The organism is Micromonospora sp. DT178, from assembly GCF_049841695.1.
Taxonomy (GTDB): domain Bacteria; phylum Actinomycetota; class Actinomycetes; order Mycobacteriales; family Micromonosporaceae; genus Micromonospora.
The window spans coordinates 230,345-247,723 of the sequence record NZ_JBNCKV010000004.1 but is presented as its reverse complement, the minus strand read 5'-3'; the positions used below and the strand labels follow the sequence as shown (position 1 = coordinate 247,723).

The window sequence follows — 17,379 nt, the reverse complement described above, 5'->3', positions numbered from 1 at the left end:
TGCGAGCTGGCCTTGGCCTGTGACGTCATCGTCGCTTCGGATCGGTCGGACCTTCGGACCCACCGAGGCCAGGCACGCTCCGATTCCTGGGGCGGGCGGGGTCCTTGGCTGGCCCGGCAGGTGCCCTACCGGTCGCTATCGGGCATCTGATCACCGGTCGCCGTTTCGACGCCGCACGCGCCCACGAGCTGGGGCTGGTCAACGAGGTGTGCCCGCCGCCGAACCCGACGCGAGCGTGACGAGCTGCTTCGAAGATATCCTCCCTTCTGCCGGCGCGACAGTTTCGGTCGGAGATCGGCGCCGTTTGAACGGGGTGCGCACGCTGCCACGGGCGTCTGATAGCCCTTGTCGGCGAAGGGCATCACGTCCGCGCTGGTCAGCGCGTCGATGATGCTGTGGATGCCAGCGGGGGTGAGGTCGTGCGCCGAGCCCGGCAGCACCGTTGGGGGGCCAGGTCCTCGGCGACCGCTGCGAGCAGGATGATCGTTTTCTGCACGTAGCGCCAGGCCGTGGCGACACCGATCTCGAACCCGGCGGCGAGGTGTTACAGCTGGCTCGGTCCACGGCGACATCGACCCGACGCGCTGCAGGTGGGCCAGGGCGAGCAGTGCCTGTCGGCACGGACCGAGACGCCGCCACCGGGATCGACGCCGATTGCGGCGCGCTCGGATGAGGTCAACGAGGTGGTTCAGAGTTCGGCTGGACAGCGAGATCGTAGAGGGGTGAGACAGGCAGGCGAGGCCCCCGTCGGGGCTTCGGTGGTCGACTGCTGTCCTACTGGGAGCCTCGCCCTCATCGAGCTTCGGGCTCGCCACACCCGCCTTGCGGTGCAAGATCAGGTTGGAAAGGCTCATTAGTCGGGACGTGCCCGTCGGCAATGCCGAGGCGGCCGAATCGCATCTCCAACAATGCGGGAGCCGCGCCACACAGCTGAGCCGTAAGCCCAGCAAACTCGAAGTTGCGGCCAGTGCCGCGCTGCTGAGACGCTTGCCGGAGCTAGCTTCTTGTAACCGTAGAATTGGCCCGCAATCATAATGATGGAGGGTTAGTGTATGGCCACGAAGACCCGTATCAGCGTGTGGCTGAGTGATCCTGCCAGTTACAAGATGGCAGATCAGCCAGACATCGCGGTGACCGCTGCCCGCGAGTTCAACGAGAAGCACCCGGAATATCTGGTCGAAATCAAGGCGCACGACTTCTACACGATGCCCGGAATCGTGGCCCAAGCCGCTGAGCAGGGAGATCCGCCCGATGTCGCGGAGTTCCACTTCACTCTGACGCGGACCATGATGGACGCACTCGGAAGCGATGGTGCGCCCCTGTTCACGCCCGTCGGGCGAGCCATCGCGGGGCGAACCGAGATTCTCGGTGAGCCGGTCGTGCTCGAGAGCATGCTGCCCGCGGCGCGCGACTTCTTCAGCTACGCCGGCGAGCTGATATCCATGCCCCGGACGGCGTCCACCCTGGTGTTGTACGCCAACATGACTATCCTCAACCGTGCTGGTGTGACCAAGCCACCGCGCACCTGGCGCGAGGTGGAGGCCGCGTGCGAGGCGGTGGCGAAGCTCTCCGATGGACCATCGCACGGTATCGCGTGGCCGAACTGTTACTGGTTCTTCCTTCAGTCGGTCGCACAGCAAGGCGGGCTGATCGCGGATCACGACAACGGCCGGTCCGCGCGGCCGGAGAAGGTTGACCTCGCCTCGAACGAGATGATGGCCTATGTCGAGTGGTGGCAACGCCTACACCAAAACGGCCACTATCTGTACACGGGAGTAATAGGGGACTTTCCTGGCTGCTTCGAGGCATTCGAGAACCAGGAGGTTGCGCTACTCATCACGTCATCCGTCGATGCCACGCATCTGATACAGCGAGGCGAGCGGCACGGATTCACCGTCGAGGCCAGTCGTATGCCGTACAACGACGAGGTTCCTTTCGCGGGCAACAGCCTAGGCGGGTTCTCGCTCTGGCTTGCCTCGGGCCTCAGCAAGGAGAAGCAGGACGGCGCACTGGCCTTCATGCAGTACCTGAACAACCCGCGCAACGTCGCGGAGTGGGCCAAGCTCCACTGGCGCATTCCAATCACCAAGCCGTCGATCGATGTCCTCGCCGCCGAGGACTGGTTCGATCGCAATCCCAACCTTCAACCGGCCAGTGAGCAGGCCGAGGAAACGGACGGCTCGCCAGCGTCGCTCGGGCCTCTCATGGGGGACCACGCCGCCATCGTCGGCAAGTTGACCTCCGCGATGCATGACGTGCTGCTCAACGGCGCCGATCCAGTCGCCAGGTTCACCAATGCGAGCGAAGAGGCTCAACAGATCCTCGAAGCTTACAACTCATACTGCGACGGGCCACCTCGTCGGACCCCTCGTGATTACACCGTCAGCATTTGAGTTCATCCCCCAGCCGGTAGCAAACCCAGGGCTCATGACTGAGCCTTTGCCTTCGTCAGCGCTGGTCTTCGATGGTCTGTCAGACGGCGCAGCAGGCACCCCGAACCTCACCAGCGCGGGATCACGCCATGGTGACGTGCCGCGGTCAGGCCCCGACGCGCCGGCGTTCTGGGCACGGCACTTCGACATTTCAGCAACGGGTCCAAACTCGACCGGCCGCGCCGCGGCCCCGATCAACGAGGGAAGTCAGCATCGATGATTCTCGAGGACCAGTACTTTCTTGGCTACCGGAGCGCGGAGCACGAGCGGCTACGGGAACAGGCGGAGGACTTCCGCTCCGAGGCGGCCTGGTTGTTCGACCAGGTCGGACCGCTCGACGGTAAGACCGTCGTGGAACTCGGCGTGGGACCCCGTGGCTGCCTGGACGAGTTGGCCGAACGGGTGGGGCCGGCCGGAACCGTCATCGGCGTCGAGCGCGAGGCGGAGTCGGTCGAGCTCGCGCGCAAGTTCGTGGTGGACCGCACGCTGGACAACGTCGACGTCCGGCACGGCGATGCGCGTGCGACCGGCCTCCCCGGCAACAGCTTCGACCTCGTCACCGAGCGGCTGATCCTGCACAACGTGCCGAGGCCTGAGGAGATCGTCGCCGAGGCGGTACGGCTGGCCCGCCCGGGAGGATGGGTCGCGTTCCACGAGGGCGATCGGGTGGGGCAGGTGTGCGACCCGCCCGCCGAGTCGTGGACCCGGCTCATGGATGTCCTCAAGCGGTACGCCGACCGCAACACGATCGACCTGTTCGTCGGCAGGCGGCTGCCCGGCCTGCTCCGCCGCGCAGGCCTCGTCGACGTGCAGGTGCGACCCGTCGTCTACATCGACCACGAGCCCGGACACCCGCGGCGTGTGGTCCTCGCTGACTTCGCCGAGAACCTGCGTGACCGGCTCATCTCGAGCGAGTTGATCACCAGAGAAGAGTTCGACGATCTTCACGCGGCGTTGCGCCGTCACCTCGTCGATCCGGGCACCACCGTGATCTCGCACCTGTACGTCCAGGCCTGGGGCCGCAAGCCCGGGTGATCGCGTCGTGGTCCAGCGGAAGCCCGCCCACGGCGGCCCCGCTGGACCATCCCGGGCGCCCAGCACGCTCGAAGATGCCCACTGGCGACGTTTCGGCTGGACTGAGGGCGCGCGCTGAAACCGGAGGAGGAGCTGCCACCATGACCACGCCGCTGGAGAATCTCTCCACCGAGACGCGGACGTTCCCACCACCGCCTGAGTTGGCCGCCGATGCCAACGCCACGGCGGACACCTACGACGACGCCGCCCCCGACGCGCCGGCGTTCTGGGCGCGGCACGCGGAGCGGCTCACGTGGGTGAAGAAATGGGATCAGGTCCTCGACTGGAGCAATCCGCCGTTCGCCAAGTGGTTCATCGGCGGTGAGCTGAACATCGCCTACAACTGCGTGGACCGCCACGTCGAGGCGGGCAAGGGTGAAAAGGTCGCCATCCACTGGGAGGGCGAGCCCGGCGACACCCGCACGATCACATATGCGGACCTGCTCAAGAGCGTCAGCCAGGCGGCGAACACGCTGACCGAGCTCGGCGTGACGGCCGGCGACCGGGTGGCCATCTACCTGCCGATGATCCCGGAGGCCGTGGTCGCGATGCTGGCCTGCGCCCGCATCGGCGCCACTCATAGCGTCGTCTTCGGCGGATACTCGGTGGACGCGCTCGCCACCCGGATCCAGGACGCGGGCGCGAAAGTCGTCATCACCGCGGATGGTGGTTACCGGCGCGGCCAACCGTCGGCGCTCAAACCCACCGTTGACGACGCCGTCGCACGATGCCCGAGCATCGAGCACGTGCTGGTCGTCCGCCGCACCGGTGAGGACGTCGCCTGGGGCGAGAAGGACCTGTGGTGGCACGAGACCGTCGAGCAGGCGGACGACAAGCACGAGCCGCAGGCATTCGACTCCGAGCATCCGCTCTTCATCCTCTACACCTCGGGCACGACCGGTAGGCCGAAGGGCATCCTGCACACCAGCGGCGGATACCTGACCCAGGTCTCGTACACCCACTGGTCCGTCTTCGACCTCAAGGTCGAAACCGACGTGCACTGGTGCGCAGCCGACATCGGCTGGATCACCGGGCACTCGCACATCGTCTATGGTCCACTCTCGAACGGCGCGACCCAGGTCATGTACGAGGGCACCCCGGACACCCCGCACCACGGCCGGTTCTGGGAGATCGTCGACAGATACAAGGTCACCACCCTGTACATCGCGCCCACCCTCATCCGCACCATGATGAAGTGGGGCGACGACATCCCGGCCAAGTACGACCTGTCGTCGCTGCGCGTCCTCGGCAGCGTCGGCGAGCCGATTAACCCCGAGGCCTGGATGTGGTACCGCGAGCACGTCGGCCACGACAACGTCCCCGTCGTGGACACCTGGTGGCAGACCGAGACCGGCGGGATGATGATCTCGCCGCTGCCCGGCGTGACCGCCGCGAAGCCCGGCTCGGCGATGACCCCGCTGCCGGGCATCTCCGCCGACGTGGTCAACGACGAGGCCGAGTCGGTGCCGAACGGCGGCGGCGGCTACCTCGTGCTACGCGAGCCATGGCCCGCGATGCTGCGTACCATCTGGGGCGACGACGAACGCTTTGTCGACACTTACTGGTCCCGATTCGGCGCCGGCGCCAATTCCGGCGACGAATGGATCTACTTCGCTGGCGACGGCGCGAAACGGGACGAGGACGGCGCGCTGTGGCTACTCGGCCGGGTCGACGACATCATGATCATCTCTGGCCATAACATCTCCACCACCGAGGTCGAATCCGCGCTGGTATCGCACCCTGCGGTCGCAGAGGCGGCCGTGGTGGGCGCGTCCGACCCTACGACCGGTCAGGCCATTGCCGCATTCGTCATCGCCCGCAGCGACGTGGACACCGCTGACGAGACCGGAGACCAGCTCAAGGTCGACCTGCGCAACCATGTGGCCACGACCCTCGGCCCCATCGCGAAACCCCGCCGGATCACGTTCGTAGCCGAACTGCCCAAGACCCGCTCCGGCAAAATCATGCGACGCCTGCTGAAGGACGTCGCCGAGAATCGCACGCTGGGCGACGTCAGCACGCTTCTGGACTCGGCGGTCATGGATCTGATCAGGGCGGGGTCCGGAACGACGGAAGACTGATCCTGGAGCCTTTCGCGTCAGCGCGGCCCCGGCTCGACCGCCACACGATCAGGGCAGGGGGACTGCATAGGATTCGACTTCGGCGATCAGGCCGTCGCGAAACGTGAAAAGGTCGTTGTATGCGAATGTGAAAGGCCCGGCCTCACGGTGGCGGCCGACACCCGTGCCCGTCGCCACGACGACGTCGGGCCCCTCAATCGTCCGCTCGACGGTCAACTGAGGGCTGCCCTCGAACGCCGGATTCTCGATCTCGTCGTCGAACTCTCCATACCCGAGGTCGTGCGCACGCCGTGGGCGCACCACACGACATCGTCGGTCAGGCCTTCGAAATCACCCCGTGGTCACTGTCGCCGGAACCACAGGGCTCCGGCAAAGTCGTGGGTGTGCCCCGGCTTGGGATGACTGGTGGAGACGCGCCCTTGTCGGTGGCGGCAGGGCGGGCATGACGGTTCAGAAGATCATCGAGGTCTTCGAGGCTTGTTGATCTGTCCGAAGTGAGCCCCTGCCCGCGCCACCATAGTCGCTGATCTCTGCCCAGTGGTGTCAAGCGCCTGGTGTCGTCACGCCCGACACCGGCGGATTACCTGCGGCGCTGGCTCATCTGCCGGATCCACGCGCTCGTCGTGGTGTGCGGCATCGCCTACCGGTCGTGGTGAGCGCAGCGGTCTGCGCTGTCGTGGCCGGAAACCACCGGGTGGCCGTCGCCGCCCAGCGGGTCGATGTCAGTCACGGCGGCGGCTACCGCTCCTACACCCGCGATTGCCGAGCTGGCGATGCGGGTGGGGTCGTTGACGGGCCGTGGGTCGACGACCTCCCGGCCGTGACCGTGATCGCTCTGGTGTATCGATCCTGACCGCCGGCCGTCCGAGGCGATGATCCGCCGGCTGCTGCAAGCTCTGGACCCGGACCTGCTCACCGCGGCCATCGGCGCCTGGCTCGCCACCGGGGCCGCGACCGGGCGACGAGCCGCGATAAGAGCGATCGCGGTCGACGGCAAGACTTTGCGCGGCTCACGAACCACCGACATGACCGCCCGGCACGTCCTCGCAGCCTGCGACCAGGACAACGGTGTCGTCCTCGCGAGCACTGACGTCGACGGCATGACCAATGAGATCACCCACTTCCCGCCTCTGCTCGACCAGATCGGCGACCTGCGCGAGACCGTGATCACCGTCGACGCGCCTCGGTGGCCCGGCAGGAGGGCCGGCAGCGCGACCCGTGGCCGTTGCACTGCCAACGCGATCACGTCGCCTACCTCGCTGAACGCGGCGCCGACTGGATCCTGACCGCCAAAGGCAATCAGCCGCCCGCACCGCCAATTGCCGGCCTGCCCTGGCGGGCCGTGCCGGACGCCAGCCGCGAACACGGCCGTCGGCTTGGAGTTGAGATCACCCGCCATGGTCGGAAACGACGACCATGTGGGACCGGCCGGCGTCGGGCGTCCCGGAGCTAGTCACCTCGACCGCGTCGGGTGCTGTCGCGAGCGTGGCCCGATCGACCGGATTGCTTTCGGTGACGGTGCGTGCCGGCAAGCCGGCGGCGGACACCACAGAGGTGCCCGCCGTCGCGAGGAATCACGATCGCACTAGCGCCACGATGCGGACGGGACGGAGATACAGATCAAGTGTCCGATCCCGGGACCGTCCACGCTCGCCGGCACCTCTGCCAGGCCACCACCCCCGTGGGCACCGATGGTGAGACAGCGGGACTGCTGCGAGCCATATCGGCAGTCCCGGATCCCCGCGACCCACGCGGGGTGCGTTACCCGCTGACCGGCCTCCTCGCGGTCGCGGTGTGCGCGGTGCTGGCACGGCGCGTCGTCGTTCTCCATGCCTGGTCGCTCTACTCCGGACGGTTGCGCGGGCAGTTTCCCAGGCCTGGTCGCTCTACTCCGGACGGTTGCGCGGGCAGTTCTGGTAAACGGCGAGGCGCCACTGCCCGTCGCGCTTCACGAGAATCCATGAGGCGCGGATCGCGGCCTTCTCGGGCAGTTCCGTCTCCCCAGCCGGAATGACGCCGCCCTGGGTGATCAGTGCGACCACACCGGTGCCGAGCGGCTTGATGTCGATGGGTTGCCCGATTACCCGGGTGCCCTTGTAGGGGCCTGCGAATGCGGTCGCCATGAACTGCTGGATTTCCGCGCGGCCCTTCTTGTATACGCCGGGTAGGATGAGCGTCCCGTCCTCGGTAAACAGATCGGCGAAGCCCTCGGTGTCGTGCGCTGCCCACGTCCCCATCATGCGGGCGGGCAGGGCGGCGATTTCGGCCTGGTCCGCCGCCTGAGCCGCAGTCTGGTCCGCGGTCTTGGCGCCGGTAGGTGCGGAGCTCTTCGTTGTCATGCCGTTCTCGCTTCCGTGAGGATGGTGGCGGCTCGTTCGGCCGTAGCGTGGTGCGCGGACCTCGGTGTATTCGGGCACAGACGGCGGCCGCCGACGTTACGACAGTCGCACCGCGACCGCATCGGTGCACCTTCGGTATTGCCGCGCTCAGTGGTGCCAGGTATCGCCCAGCGCATCCCGCAAAGGTGCGACACCGAGTTGCGGGGAAAGGAGATGAGAATTCGGCTGGCGGGCCGACCGTCCGACCGACCGAGCCGCGGCCAGCAGTGCCTCGACCGGGTGCGAGCACCGCGTCCTGGCCGTCGACCAGGCCGGGCACCGCGCGCGGGCGCGGCAGCTCGAGCGCCTCGTACGGATCGGTCTCCACCCCGTCGAGGAGCTACTCCGCCCGGGGGTCCCGGTCGGCGCACAGCCGTCCTCATCGGACTGGTGCCCGGCCGGCAGGTGGGCGGGCGCCGGGTCACCGCCGGCGCAGCGACTGTCAGGGCATGTCGCCCATCAACTACGGGGCGATACCTGACCGAGGCCCGGGGAGCCGAAGCCGCATGGAGCCCACATCCCGCCCGACCGGGCTCGGCACGTGCGACGACTGCGGGTTCGCCCCGTTCAGCGACGACGTCTCCACATCGCGGGACACGGCGTGGGCGAAGGTACGCGCCCGGATCGAAGGGACCGCGCTGGCCGCCGAGCAGTTGGCGGGGTGAGGGCCGGCCGCTGATCCCCGGCGCCGTCACTCAGTGCCCGCGTTGCTCCTGCTCTCCCGGCGCGCGCTCAAGCAGCTCCGCGTACGCCACGTCCAACGCGGCCGCCGCCGGCACTGCGAGATCGGGCTCGATGCCGGTGCCCTCCCAGTTGCCGCCCGTGATCGGATTGATCGAATAGGCGTGCGGCACCGCGATCTCCATCGTCGGCGTCAGCGCGAAGATGGTGGCGAAGTTCGCTCCGCCACGCGTCGTCTCGCCGACCAGCCTGGCACGGCCGCGCACCTTCAGGTTCAGGCAGAGCTCCTCGGCGCCGGAGAACGTCCGGTCGCTCGTCAACACGTACAGCGGGCGGTCGAGGTATCGCTCGCCGGGCAGCCACGCCAGGCTCCAGAACTGCCGGGTCTGGCCGGTGACCCGGTCGTAGATGTTGTTGAGGTGTGTCGGTTCGGCCGGAAGGAAGTAGCTGCTCCACAGCGCAACGCCGTCCGGTGAGCCGCCTCCGTTTCCACGCAGGTCGAGGATGAGCGCGTCGGTACGCGACACCAGCTCCATCGAGCCGACGATCGCCCGGCCGCCGTCCGTGGAGCCGCTGATGCGGCGCACGTCCAGGTATCCGATGTTGCCCTCGAGGACCTCGACCCGGCGGATGCTTGCTTTGGCGGGAGGGCGCTCGTCACGCACCCGGACCCACAGGTGCGCGTCCGGGCACACGTCGAGCAGGTCCTCGGTGAGGCGTCTGGCCAGCGTCGACTCGTCCAGACCGTCATACGCGCCGGCGGCCAGCCGCTGCCGGAGTGTCGTGGCGGCCGCCTCCGCTCGCTCCGGGAAGACGTACCTGTCCCGCAGCAGCTCGATCGCTCGCTCGACCGGGCGCACGCTCGCAGTGCCGGCTTGGGTGACGATCATGAGAGCTCACATTCGTCGAGGTGGGTGGTCGTCGCCACGGTTCCGTCGCCGCGGCCCGGCCGGCCCGGGGCGTCGGCCGGGGCAGTTCGCAACAGTGCGCGGCTGACATGCGCGATCGCGCCGAAGCGCAGTGTCGCGTGGTGCTCCGGGGCCATCCGTCGGCCGGTTGGGGTGCCCGGGGGAAGCAGGCGCTCCCGGCGGAAGAGCCTTGTCGTTGCGATTGGTACGCCGGTCTGCCTACTGAGATCTGAGATACGCATCAGGCTCCCCGCTGTCGACAGCACTGCCAAACCAGTGCACGGGTCGGGGTGCACGTTCGTCACCTTCGGTTTTGCGGTTTGCGCAACCCCTCCCGGCCTGCGGGGACGCACCGGTACCCGCCGGCGGCGCCGCATCGTGGCGGCCAGCCCGGCGCCGGCAAGCAACACGCCGGCGACCACCGCGAGCGCCGGACGGCCGGCCGTCGCGGAACGCGGCGCGGTGCGGTGCGGTGCGTGGAGTCGGGCAGGCGGTTCTGCAGCACGGCGCCGATCAGCGCGGCACCGAGCGCGGCGCCGGCCTGCACGGCGAGGCCGGCCAGGAGGAGGATCCGGCCACCCACCCGATCGGCGAGCCGGCAGGCGACCGGTGCGACGGCAGCAGCGGCTCGGCGGCCCGCCGATCCCACCACACGAACAGCGCGAGCAGCGCCACGCCAGCGACGAGGATGTGCGGGACGCCGACCGGTCCCAGCACGCGGCCCCACGCGTAGCGCTGGCCTTCGACGAGGCCGTACACGATGGCCAGCAGGCCGTACGTCAACGAGAGGCTGACCGGATCTCGTCGAGGGCGAGCGGACGGCGTCCTGCCCCCGGTGGCGAGCGCGACGCCGACCGCGTCGAACCGGTGCGCCCGGGCCGGCCGCACGCGGGGCAGGTGACGTGCCGCGAGCAGCTGCCCGGCGAGACCCACCGGCACGTTGAGGTGGAAGACCGACTGCCAGCCGGCCTCGGTGTCGAGCAGGCCGCCGAGGGTGGGGCCGCTGACCGCGGCGACGTCGGCCACCGCGGTGAAGATGCCGAAGGCGGCGCCGCGGCGGTGGGCGGGGAAGACGGCGGATATCAGGACCAGGGCCTGTGGCAACGCTCGGTGTTCGCGGCGAAGGCGGACGCGGCGGCGAGGGCGGGGCGGGTAAGCGACGGGCTGCTGCGGTAGGAGTCGTGGCGCGCCACGATCCGGTCGCACTTCGTCCGGTCGTTCCGTGGCCAGCCCGCCTGACGTGGTCGGGGCTGGGACCGTTGACCTCGTCAGGTCTGAGTCAGGTCGGACCGCTCACGCGGCGGAGCGGCCCGACGCGGCCCTGGCGCCGATCGACGACACCGCGCCCACCCGCTCCTCGGCCACCCGGGCCAGCGCGAGCTTGCGCTGGTCGAGCAGCGCCAGCAGCACCGGAGGATCCATCGCGCGGACCGGCTGCAGGTCGACGTCGGCGTGCACGACGCCGTCGCCCCGCATGTGCAGGGGCCCGCAGGTGGCGACGCAGACGGTCTGGTCGCCGTCGCCGGCGTCCACATCGGCGTCCGGTTCCCCGTTGACCGACTGGGCGAGGACGAACCATTCACCCGGCGGTACGGAGTCGAGCTGGTACGGGCCCGGGCGCGGCAGGATCGTGCAGCGCACCGGTTGCCCTTCCGGGATGCGGTCCGGGAACAGGCCCAGGAACACCGGGCTGTCCGCGTGCGATTCGGGCGCCCGGGCGCGGCCGTGCACGCGGGCGTTGTGCGGGTGCCCCATCCGGTAGTCGGGGTCGGTCGCGATCTGCGCGGCGAAGCCGGCCAGCCGGCGGTACGTCGTGGGCGGCATCCCCACGCTCCGGGTGAATCGGGAGCTGAACGTGCCGACGCTGCTGTATCCCACCCGCATGCTGATGTCGGCGACCTTCAATGAGGTGGAGACGAGTAGGCGCTTGGCGCGCTGCAGGCGCAGGGCGGACAGGAAGCGGCCCGGCGTCACGCCGGTGACTTGCTGGAAGACCCTCGTGAAGTGGAACTTGCTGAGCATGGCGGCGCGGGCCATGTCGTCGACCGTGAGTTGCTCGCCGAGCTTCTCGTGCATGGCGGCGATAGCCCGCCGCACAGCCTTCTCGATTGGATCGTCCACAGCGGTTCCCCCGATGACCGGCAAATGTCGTCATGTTGACACTGCATAGCGGACGGCCCTGGTGAGTCCGGTTTGCTAGGTGTGTCGGTAGAGTGGCGGCTGCCACGACCGCCAGAGCTTCTGGGAGTATCCGTGAATGGCCTCTTCCTACCTCCCGGGACGGGCGGGTTTTGCTGGCGTCGAGGTTAGCCGAGCCCTCGGACGATGGCAACACCGTCAATGACGGGTCCAGCACGGGGCGCAATCGTGAAGCTCACGCTCCTTTGCGGAGGTCCGGTTGGCGCTTCCGGATGGGACCGATGGTGGCCGTCGTGGTATCGGCGGGGCCTCCGCGTCCATCTCCTGCGTTGCGTTGACCTGCGGAAGATGGTGATTTCCGCTCTCCACTTTCCTCTGCGGCGGTGCTCGGAGTCAATTTCTTTGCGGATCGCTGACGCGGTCGTCGTGGCGATTGTGGCCGCCATGCGGAAGAATCTTCGGCCCACCTGTGCGTAACGTTGAGGCCTCCAGTGGGCGGGCCGGAGAAGACGATGACTGCTTGGAACAAGCTTCGACGCCGGCTTATGACCCGATCTGGGGCAGACGAAACTCAGTACCGTGGATTTCAGCTCAAGGGCGAACAGGCCCGCGACCGCCTCGAAACGGTCGGCAGTTCGTTCCTGCATGGATTCGCGGCCGCCGGGGAGGCGGACGGTCCGCCGGAGGCGGCGTCCGCGGTCGAGTCGACGCCGGCCGCGTACCGGGGCTTCGCCTACCCCCATGATCTCGGCGTGTCCGCCGAGAAGAGGTCGGTGCGGCCGGGTGGCTCCGGCGGCATCGAGCGGGGCGCGGGGCGGTCCGGTTCGTCCGGTCAGCGGTACGAGCGCCCCGGTGAGCCGTCTGCCGCTTCGAGCTGGTCGCCGGCCACGCGCAGGTATGGATGGCGACGGAACCAGCCCTCCTGGTCGAGGACGTCGACCGCCGCGCGGGGGATCGGGATGCGCGGTAGGGGTGCTTCGCCCGGTCGGCGACGTTGCGCGGAGGGCTGTTGAGATGTTGCATGCCGTGGGACTTCCCCGCCGAGACCGAACGTGCCAGCGCGCCGTCCCGCTTGGCCGGGTCGAGGCCGGCCGCGTGCCAGAGCGTGAAGCCCTCCAGCACGTTGCCGGCAAGCGGGACCGCGTCGTTGTAGGGCAGGGGCCGCCCCGACCGTGAAGCCGTGCCACTCACCCCGTTGCAGGAAGGCCAGTAGAAGTTCGGCCAGGTGATGACCGTGGGTGCCACCGACCATCTTCCTGATCGCCTGGCAGGCCTCCGTCACCTCGCGCCAGGTGCGCAGCGGCTCCGCCACGCCCGCCTTGGCGAGGAGGGCCATGTTCGGCGAGGAACCAAGCGGCGTGCCGCGACCGCCCGGGCAGGCGTCGCGGATCGCGAATGTCATGGCCGCGCCCCACGAGCTGACCGGCGCGATGCACGACGTCCTGACCGGCGCCGCCGAACCGGGCCCGTCCGACGCCGGAACACCGGCGCGGGCCCGGTGAGGCACGAACGGCCTCCGGGCCCGCGCGGGCTGCGGCATGCCGCCGCGCTCTGCCACCAGGTGTCCTGGCTCTCCGTCGGTCAGCGCGCGAGCGAGCGGGCGAACCTGCGGATGTCGTCGACCAGAAGCTGGGGCTGTTCCAGAGCGGGGAAGTGTCCGCCACGGTCGTACTCGGTCCACTGGCTGAGGGTCGGCAGGATCTGTTCGGCGAACCGGCGCACCGGCCGCACCGCGTCCTTGGGGAACGACGCGACGCCCACCGGCATCGTCAGCGGCCACGGCCCGGCCCAGGTACGGATGAAGTCGGCGTCCATGTGGCTGGACTCGTAGTAGAGCTGGGCGCTGGATCCGGCCGTCGCCGTCAGCCAGTAGATGGAGACCGCCGTGAGGATGTGGTCGCGGCTCACCGCGTCCTCCGGCACCTTCGCCGAGTCGGTCCACTCCTTGTACTTCTCGGCGATCCAGGCCAGCTGCCCCACCGGCGAGTCGGTCAACGCGTACGACAGCGTCTGCGGCCGGGTGGACTGGATCCGCTGCCAACCGGTCCCGTCCTGCATGAACCTGCCGGTGAACTCCACGCGGGCCAGGTCGGCCTCGCCCAGGCCGGCCATGGCCGCGGGGTCGGGCGGCGGGAACGCCACGCACATGTTGAGGTGGACACCGATGACGTGCTCGGGATCGGCCAGACCCAGCCGCAGCGAGATCGGCGTTCCCCAGTCGCCGCCCTGCACCGCGTACCGGTCGTAGCCCAGGCGGCTCATCAGCTCCTTCCAGGCGCTGGCCACCCGGCCGGTGTCCCAGCCCACCTGACCGGTCGGGCCCGAGAACGCGTACCCGGGAATCGACGGAATCACCAGGTGGAAGGCGTCGGCGGAGTCACCGCCGTGCGCGACGGGATCGGTGAGCGGCCCGATGACGTCCAGGAACTCGGCCACGGTGCCCGGCCATCCGTGGGTCAGGATCAGCGGCGTCGCGCTCTCCTCGGCCGAGCGGACGTGCAGGAAGTGCACGTTCACCCCGTCGATCTCGGTGACGAACTGCGGGTACGCGTTCAGGCGCGCCTCGGCCGCCCGCCAGTCGTAACTGTCGCGCCAGTACTCGGCCAGCTCCCGGAGATATCCCAGGGGCACACCACGATCCCAGCCGACGCCCGGAATCTCGTCCGGCCAGCGCGTCTGATCGATCCGCCGGTGCAGATCGTCGAGATCGGCCTGCGGAACGTCGATGCGGAATGGACGCATCTCACAACCTTCCTGTGTCAGTCGCGGGCCGCGTGCAGCGGCGCGGGGGCGGATGCCCGGCTTCCCCGGGCGCGGGAGTGCCGCAATGTCCGGAGAATCCTGTCGGGACGGAGCAGGGCCGTCGGCTCGTCGATGAGGCCGGCGACCCGCATGAGCGCCTCGGTGAGGCTCGGGTCGTGGACCGCGGCCCGCTGGAGCCGCGCGACGTAGGCATTGATCATGCGTACCTTGGGAGTGCGGTCACCCTTCACTCCCGCGTAGCCGAGGTCCGCGGTCGCCGCGAAGTCCCACGGCGAATCGATCTGGCGGGCGATCTCCCGGAAGAACTCCTGCGGCTCCGGCACCGGGCCCTTGCGGAGCTGCTCGGCCAGGATGCGGGACTCGATGGCCGCGACCGCCATGCCCTGGGCGTAGACGGGGTTGAAACTGCACACCGCGTCGCCGATGACCAGCAGACCTCTCGGGAACCGGGTCAGCCGCTCGTAGCGGCGCCGGACGCTCGCCGGGAAGCGGAACATCACCGCGTCGTCGATTGGCTCGGCCTCGCGGATCGACTCGTAGATCTCCGGTACGGGCAGCGACCGGACGAAGTCGAGGAAGCCCTCCGGGTCGGTCGGCGGATGGTCGCCGACTACGCCGGTGAGCGACAGTTCGACGCGGCCGTCGTCGCCGGGCAGCCGGTAGTAGAACGCACCGCGCGGATGTGAGGGGGTCGCCGCCGCGATGACGGCGATGTCGCTGCCGAAGGGGTCGCGCGGCACCCGGAAGTGGCGCGTGGTGTAGGCCAGGTTGACCGCCACCTTGTCCTCGGTGGGCCGGGAGTAGCCGAGCTCCTCCAGCCAGGCCGGCGTGCGTGACCCCCGGCCGGTGGTGTCGATCACCAGATCGGCGTGCAGGACCTCGACGTCCGCGCTCCGGTTGCGCGGCTGCACCCGTACGCCGGTGACCCGGCCCGCGTCGGGCGTCGTCTCCAACCCGACGATGTCGTACTGCTCGAGGAACCGGATGCCGCCGACCTTCTGCACCCGGCTGCGGACGACCCGCTCGATGACCGGCCGGGTGCAGGGCACGGAGAGCAGCCCGGTCTGTGCCGGGCTGAGCCGCATGCCGTTGAAGTACCAGCGGATGTTGCCGCTGAAGTCACCCGGCCGGATGCCGGCCGCCTCCATGTCGGCCAGGAGGCCGGGGAACTGCTTCTCCAGGATCTGCTGACCGCGGGCGACCAGACCGTGGGCGTGACGGCCGTGCGGGACGCCGCGCCGGGGGCCTTCCACTCCCGCCAGCTCGTCACGGTCCACCACGAGGACTTCGGGGTACACCTCGGAGAGCACGTTGGCGGCGAGCAGGCCGGCCAAGCTGCCGCCGAGTACCACAGCGCGAGGTACGAGCTGTTCAGGCATCTCGATCTCCTTCTCCTCCGCGGCCACGAGCTTCGGCAGAGCCACGGTTCAAGCCAGCATCGGCGATCGCGGCGTGCCGGTCACCTTCCGCCGTGCTTCGGAAACGGTGCGGTCACACGGGCGAAGGCGCCGCACCGGACCCATTAGGTGAGGAGTGACCGTCCCGTGTGGATCCTGCCCGCCCTGCCGTCATCGCTGGTCAGGAAGTGGCAGGAAACCGCAGCGCGCCGACGGCACTTTTAAAGGTGCAGTTCCAGCCGGCAGGACAGGAAACTTCAGTGTGATCAGTCAGCGACTCCGGGATGACACACGGGTGTTTGCGGGCTTCCTGTCCGGGGTTCGTGACCCGGTTCCTGTTTGCGTTTCCTAGTCGATGTGCCGGTGCCGCACGTCCATCCCGAGAGTGCCGTACGCCACCCGGGAGCAGGCACTTCGGGAGCCAGGAGGGGATATGGACCAGTCAGTCGAGAAAGCTGTCCACCGAGTCGTCAGATCCATGCAGGAAAACCTCGGTGAACCGCTGACCATCGATGACATGGCCCGTACCGCTATGTTCAGCAAGTTCTATTTCTCCCGGGTCTTCCAACGGGTAACCGGCCTGTCGCCGAGGAGATTCCTGTCGGCGCTGCGGCTGCAAAAGGCAAAGCAGCTTCTCGTCTCGACCTCGTTGAATGTCATCGACATCAGTCACCTGGTCGGATACAACAGTGTCGGCACCTTCAGCACCCGGTTCACCAGCAGCGTCGGCATATCGCCGACCGCATACCGCCGCTTCGGCGGTAGCGTTCCGGCAGTAGCCGTCGACGATCGGTCGGACACGGCGCGGATTCCGTCGTCGACCGTCAGCGGCACGGTCCTCTCCGCCCCGGGCGCCCCGATCGGTCACACGTTCGTCGGCCTGTTCCCGCAGCCGATCCCGCAGGGCCGGCCGGTGAGCTACACCGTGCTGGAGCGTCCCGGTCCCTTCCTGCTGGACAAGGTGCCGGGCGGATCGTGGTTCCTGCTGGCGCATTCCCTGCGATCCGGCGAGGCGGGCGATCCGGCCGCCGGCGACGAGCAGCCGTACCTGCTGCGGCACGGGCCCGTGCAGCTTCGCGACGATGACGACCTGACCCTGCCCGACCTGCGGCTGCGTCCGGTCCACTTCCTCGACCCCCCGGTGCTGCTGGCTCTGCCGGACGTGCGGTCGATGGCCGGGCGCGTACCCGGGGCGGACCAGACCGGCTTCGCGCGGACACCGGCCGGTCCGCTCGCCGGCAGGCCGGAGCGCGGCGGCAACGGCGGTTACCGCGGCGCGGCAGTCCCCGCCGCCTGACCTACGCCGCGCGGCGCCGGACATCCACGGGCGACGCGGGCCCGAGGTCGGTTGAGGCGCTGTCGCGGTCGATGGCCGGGCGCCTCGTAGCGGTGCTGCTCCAGCGAGGGCGCCGAACGTGGGCGCGGCGGGCGCGACGCCGAGGTGCGTGGTAACACGGCCAGCGCGTCATCGGCGCGGGTGCGTCCGCCGCCGGTCTGTTCGCGGGCGACGGTCGAGCCGGTTGTGG

The 17,379-nt window shown here is 69.0% G+C and carries 17 protein-coding genes and 1 pseudogene; 9 read left to right on the top strand and 9 right to left on the bottom strand.

The features are described from left to right. Positions 1–203 precede the first annotated feature (203 nt). Positions 204–731: pseudogene (locus tag ACLQ22_RS09790) on the bottom strand (IS5/IS1182 family transposase); the annotation flags it as partial. A 321-nt stretch (positions 732–1,052) separates the two neighbouring features. On the opposite strand from ACLQ22_RS09790, the gene ACLQ22_RS09785 reads away from it, so the two are divergent. From ACLQ22_RS09785 to acs, 3 genes are all read left to right on the top strand, one after another. After that, positions 1,053–2,393 carry an extracellular solute-binding protein gene (locus ACLQ22_RS09785; RefSeq protein WP_425691985.1) on the top strand — a complete coding sequence of 447 codons (1,341 nt, stop codon included), beginning with the start codon at positions 1,053–1,055 and terminating at the stop codon, positions 2,391–2,393. A gap of 255 nt (positions 2,394–2,648) precedes the next feature. After that, the gene (locus ACLQ22_RS09780; RefSeq protein ID WP_425691984.1) at positions 2,649–3,467 is read left to right on the top strand and encodes a methyltransferase domain-containing protein; all 819 of its coding nucleotides are present in this window, start codon (positions 2,649–2,651) and stop codon (positions 3,465–3,467) included. A 140-nt stretch (positions 3,468–3,607) separates the two neighbouring features. Then, positions 3,608–5,587: an acetate--CoA ligase gene (gene acs, locus ACLQ22_RS09775; protein WP_425691983.1), complete on the top strand. Its 1,980-nt coding sequence runs from the start codon at positions 3,608–3,610 to the stop codon at positions 5,585–5,587. A 48-nt stretch (positions 5,588–5,635) separates the two neighbouring features. On the opposite strand, the gene ACLQ22_RS09770 is transcribed toward acs, so the two are convergent. Further along, positions 5,636–5,890 (bottom strand): nuclear transport factor 2 family protein, encoded by a 255-nt coding sequence (locus tag ACLQ22_RS09770; protein WP_425691982.1) that lies wholly within the window; start codon positions 5,888–5,890, stop codon positions 5,636–5,638. 220 nt (positions 5,891–6,110) lie between these two features. Here ACLQ22_RS09770 and ACLQ22_RS09765 point away from each other — a divergent pair, with 220 nt between their 5' ends. After that, entirely contained in the window at positions 6,111–6,440 is a 330-nt protein-coding gene (locus tag ACLQ22_RS09765) for a transposase family protein (RefSeq protein ID WP_425692145.1), read from the top strand. 19 nt (positions 6,441–6,459) lie between these two features. After that, the gene (locus ACLQ22_RS09760; RefSeq protein WP_425691981.1) at positions 6,460–6,873 is read left to right on the top strand and encodes a transposase; all 414 of its coding nucleotides are present in this window, start codon (positions 6,460–6,462) and stop codon (positions 6,871–6,873) included. Positions 6,874–7,473: 600 nt separating this feature from the next. Here ACLQ22_RS09760 and ACLQ22_RS09755 read toward each other — a convergent pair. After that, a complete protein-coding gene (locus ACLQ22_RS09755) occupies positions 7,474–7,926 on the bottom strand; it encodes an SgcJ/EcaC family oxidoreductase (RefSeq protein WP_425691980.1) in 453 nt (150 codons plus the stop codon). A gap of 545 nt (positions 7,927–8,471) precedes the next feature. Between ACLQ22_RS09755 and ACLQ22_RS09750 the strand changes: the two genes are divergently transcribed. After that, positions 8,472–8,630, top strand: coding sequence for a hypothetical protein (locus ACLQ22_RS09750; protein WP_425691979.1), 159 nt, complete (start codon positions 8,472–8,474; stop codon positions 8,628–8,630). A gap of 30 nt (positions 8,631–8,660) precedes the next feature. On the opposite strand, the gene ACLQ22_RS09745 is transcribed toward ACLQ22_RS09750, so the two are convergent. The 4 genes from ACLQ22_RS09745 to ACLQ22_RS09730 all read right to left on the bottom strand — a co-directional run bounded on the left by ACLQ22_RS09745 (position 8,661) and on the right by ACLQ22_RS09730 (position 11,675). Further along, complete coding sequence (locus tag ACLQ22_RS09745; RefSeq protein ID WP_425691978.1) at positions 8,661–9,536, bottom strand: S41 family peptidase; 876 nt, start codon at positions 9,534–9,536, stop codon at positions 8,661–8,663. Beyond that, positions 9,533–9,796, bottom strand: coding sequence for a MerR family transcriptional regulator (locus ACLQ22_RS09740; RefSeq protein ID WP_425691977.1), 264 nt, complete (start codon positions 9,794–9,796; stop codon positions 9,533–9,535). Before ACLQ22_RS09740 ends, ACLQ22_RS09745 begins: the two co-directional genes overlap by 4 nt. 271 nt (positions 9,797–10,067) lie before the next feature. Then, positions 10,068–10,658 (bottom strand): MFS transporter, encoded by a 591-nt coding sequence (locus ACLQ22_RS09735; RefSeq protein ID WP_425691976.1) that lies wholly within the window; start codon positions 10,656–10,658, stop codon positions 10,068–10,070. Between the two features lie 189 nt (positions 10,659–10,847). Beyond that, positions 10,848–11,675, bottom strand: a complete 828-nt coding sequence (locus ACLQ22_RS09730) for a helix-turn-helix domain-containing protein (protein ID WP_425691975.1) — start codon at positions 11,673–11,675, stop codon at positions 10,848–10,850. A 530-nt stretch (positions 11,676–12,205) separates the two neighbouring features. Between ACLQ22_RS09730 and ACLQ22_RS09725 the strand changes: the two genes are divergently transcribed. Both ACLQ22_RS09725 and ACLQ22_RS09720 read left to right on the top strand, forming a co-directional pair. After that, entirely contained in the window at positions 12,206–12,706 is a 501-nt protein-coding gene (locus ACLQ22_RS09725) for a DUF1702 family protein (RefSeq protein WP_425691974.1), read from the top strand. 225 nt (positions 12,707–12,931) lie between these two features. After that, the gene (locus ACLQ22_RS09720; RefSeq protein WP_425691973.1) at positions 12,932–13,195 is read left to right on the top strand and encodes a hypothetical protein; all 264 of its coding nucleotides are present in this window, start codon (positions 12,932–12,934) and stop codon (positions 13,193–13,195) included. 79 nt (positions 13,196–13,274) lie between these two features. Here the strand turns inward: ACLQ22_RS09720 and ACLQ22_RS09715 are convergent, their stop codons facing one another. Both ACLQ22_RS09715 and ACLQ22_RS09710 read right to left on the bottom strand, forming a co-directional pair. Continuing rightward, positions 13,275–14,435, bottom strand: coding sequence for an epoxide hydrolase family protein (locus tag ACLQ22_RS09715; protein WP_425691972.1), 1,161 nt, complete (start codon positions 14,433–14,435; stop codon positions 13,275–13,277). 17 nt (positions 14,436–14,452) lie between these two features. After that, positions 14,453–15,835 carry an FAD-dependent oxidoreductase gene (locus tag ACLQ22_RS09710; RefSeq protein WP_425691971.1) on the bottom strand — a complete coding sequence of 461 codons (1,383 nt, stop codon included), beginning with the start codon at positions 15,833–15,835 and terminating at the stop codon, positions 14,453–14,455. A 451-nt stretch (positions 15,836–16,286) separates the two neighbouring features. On the opposite strand from ACLQ22_RS09710, the gene ACLQ22_RS09705 reads away from it, so the two are divergent. Further along, a complete protein-coding gene (locus ACLQ22_RS09705; protein ID WP_425691970.1) occupies positions 16,287–17,150 on the top strand; it encodes a helix-turn-helix domain-containing protein in 864 nt (287 codons plus the stop codon). Positions 17,151–17,379 lie beyond the last annotated feature (229 nt).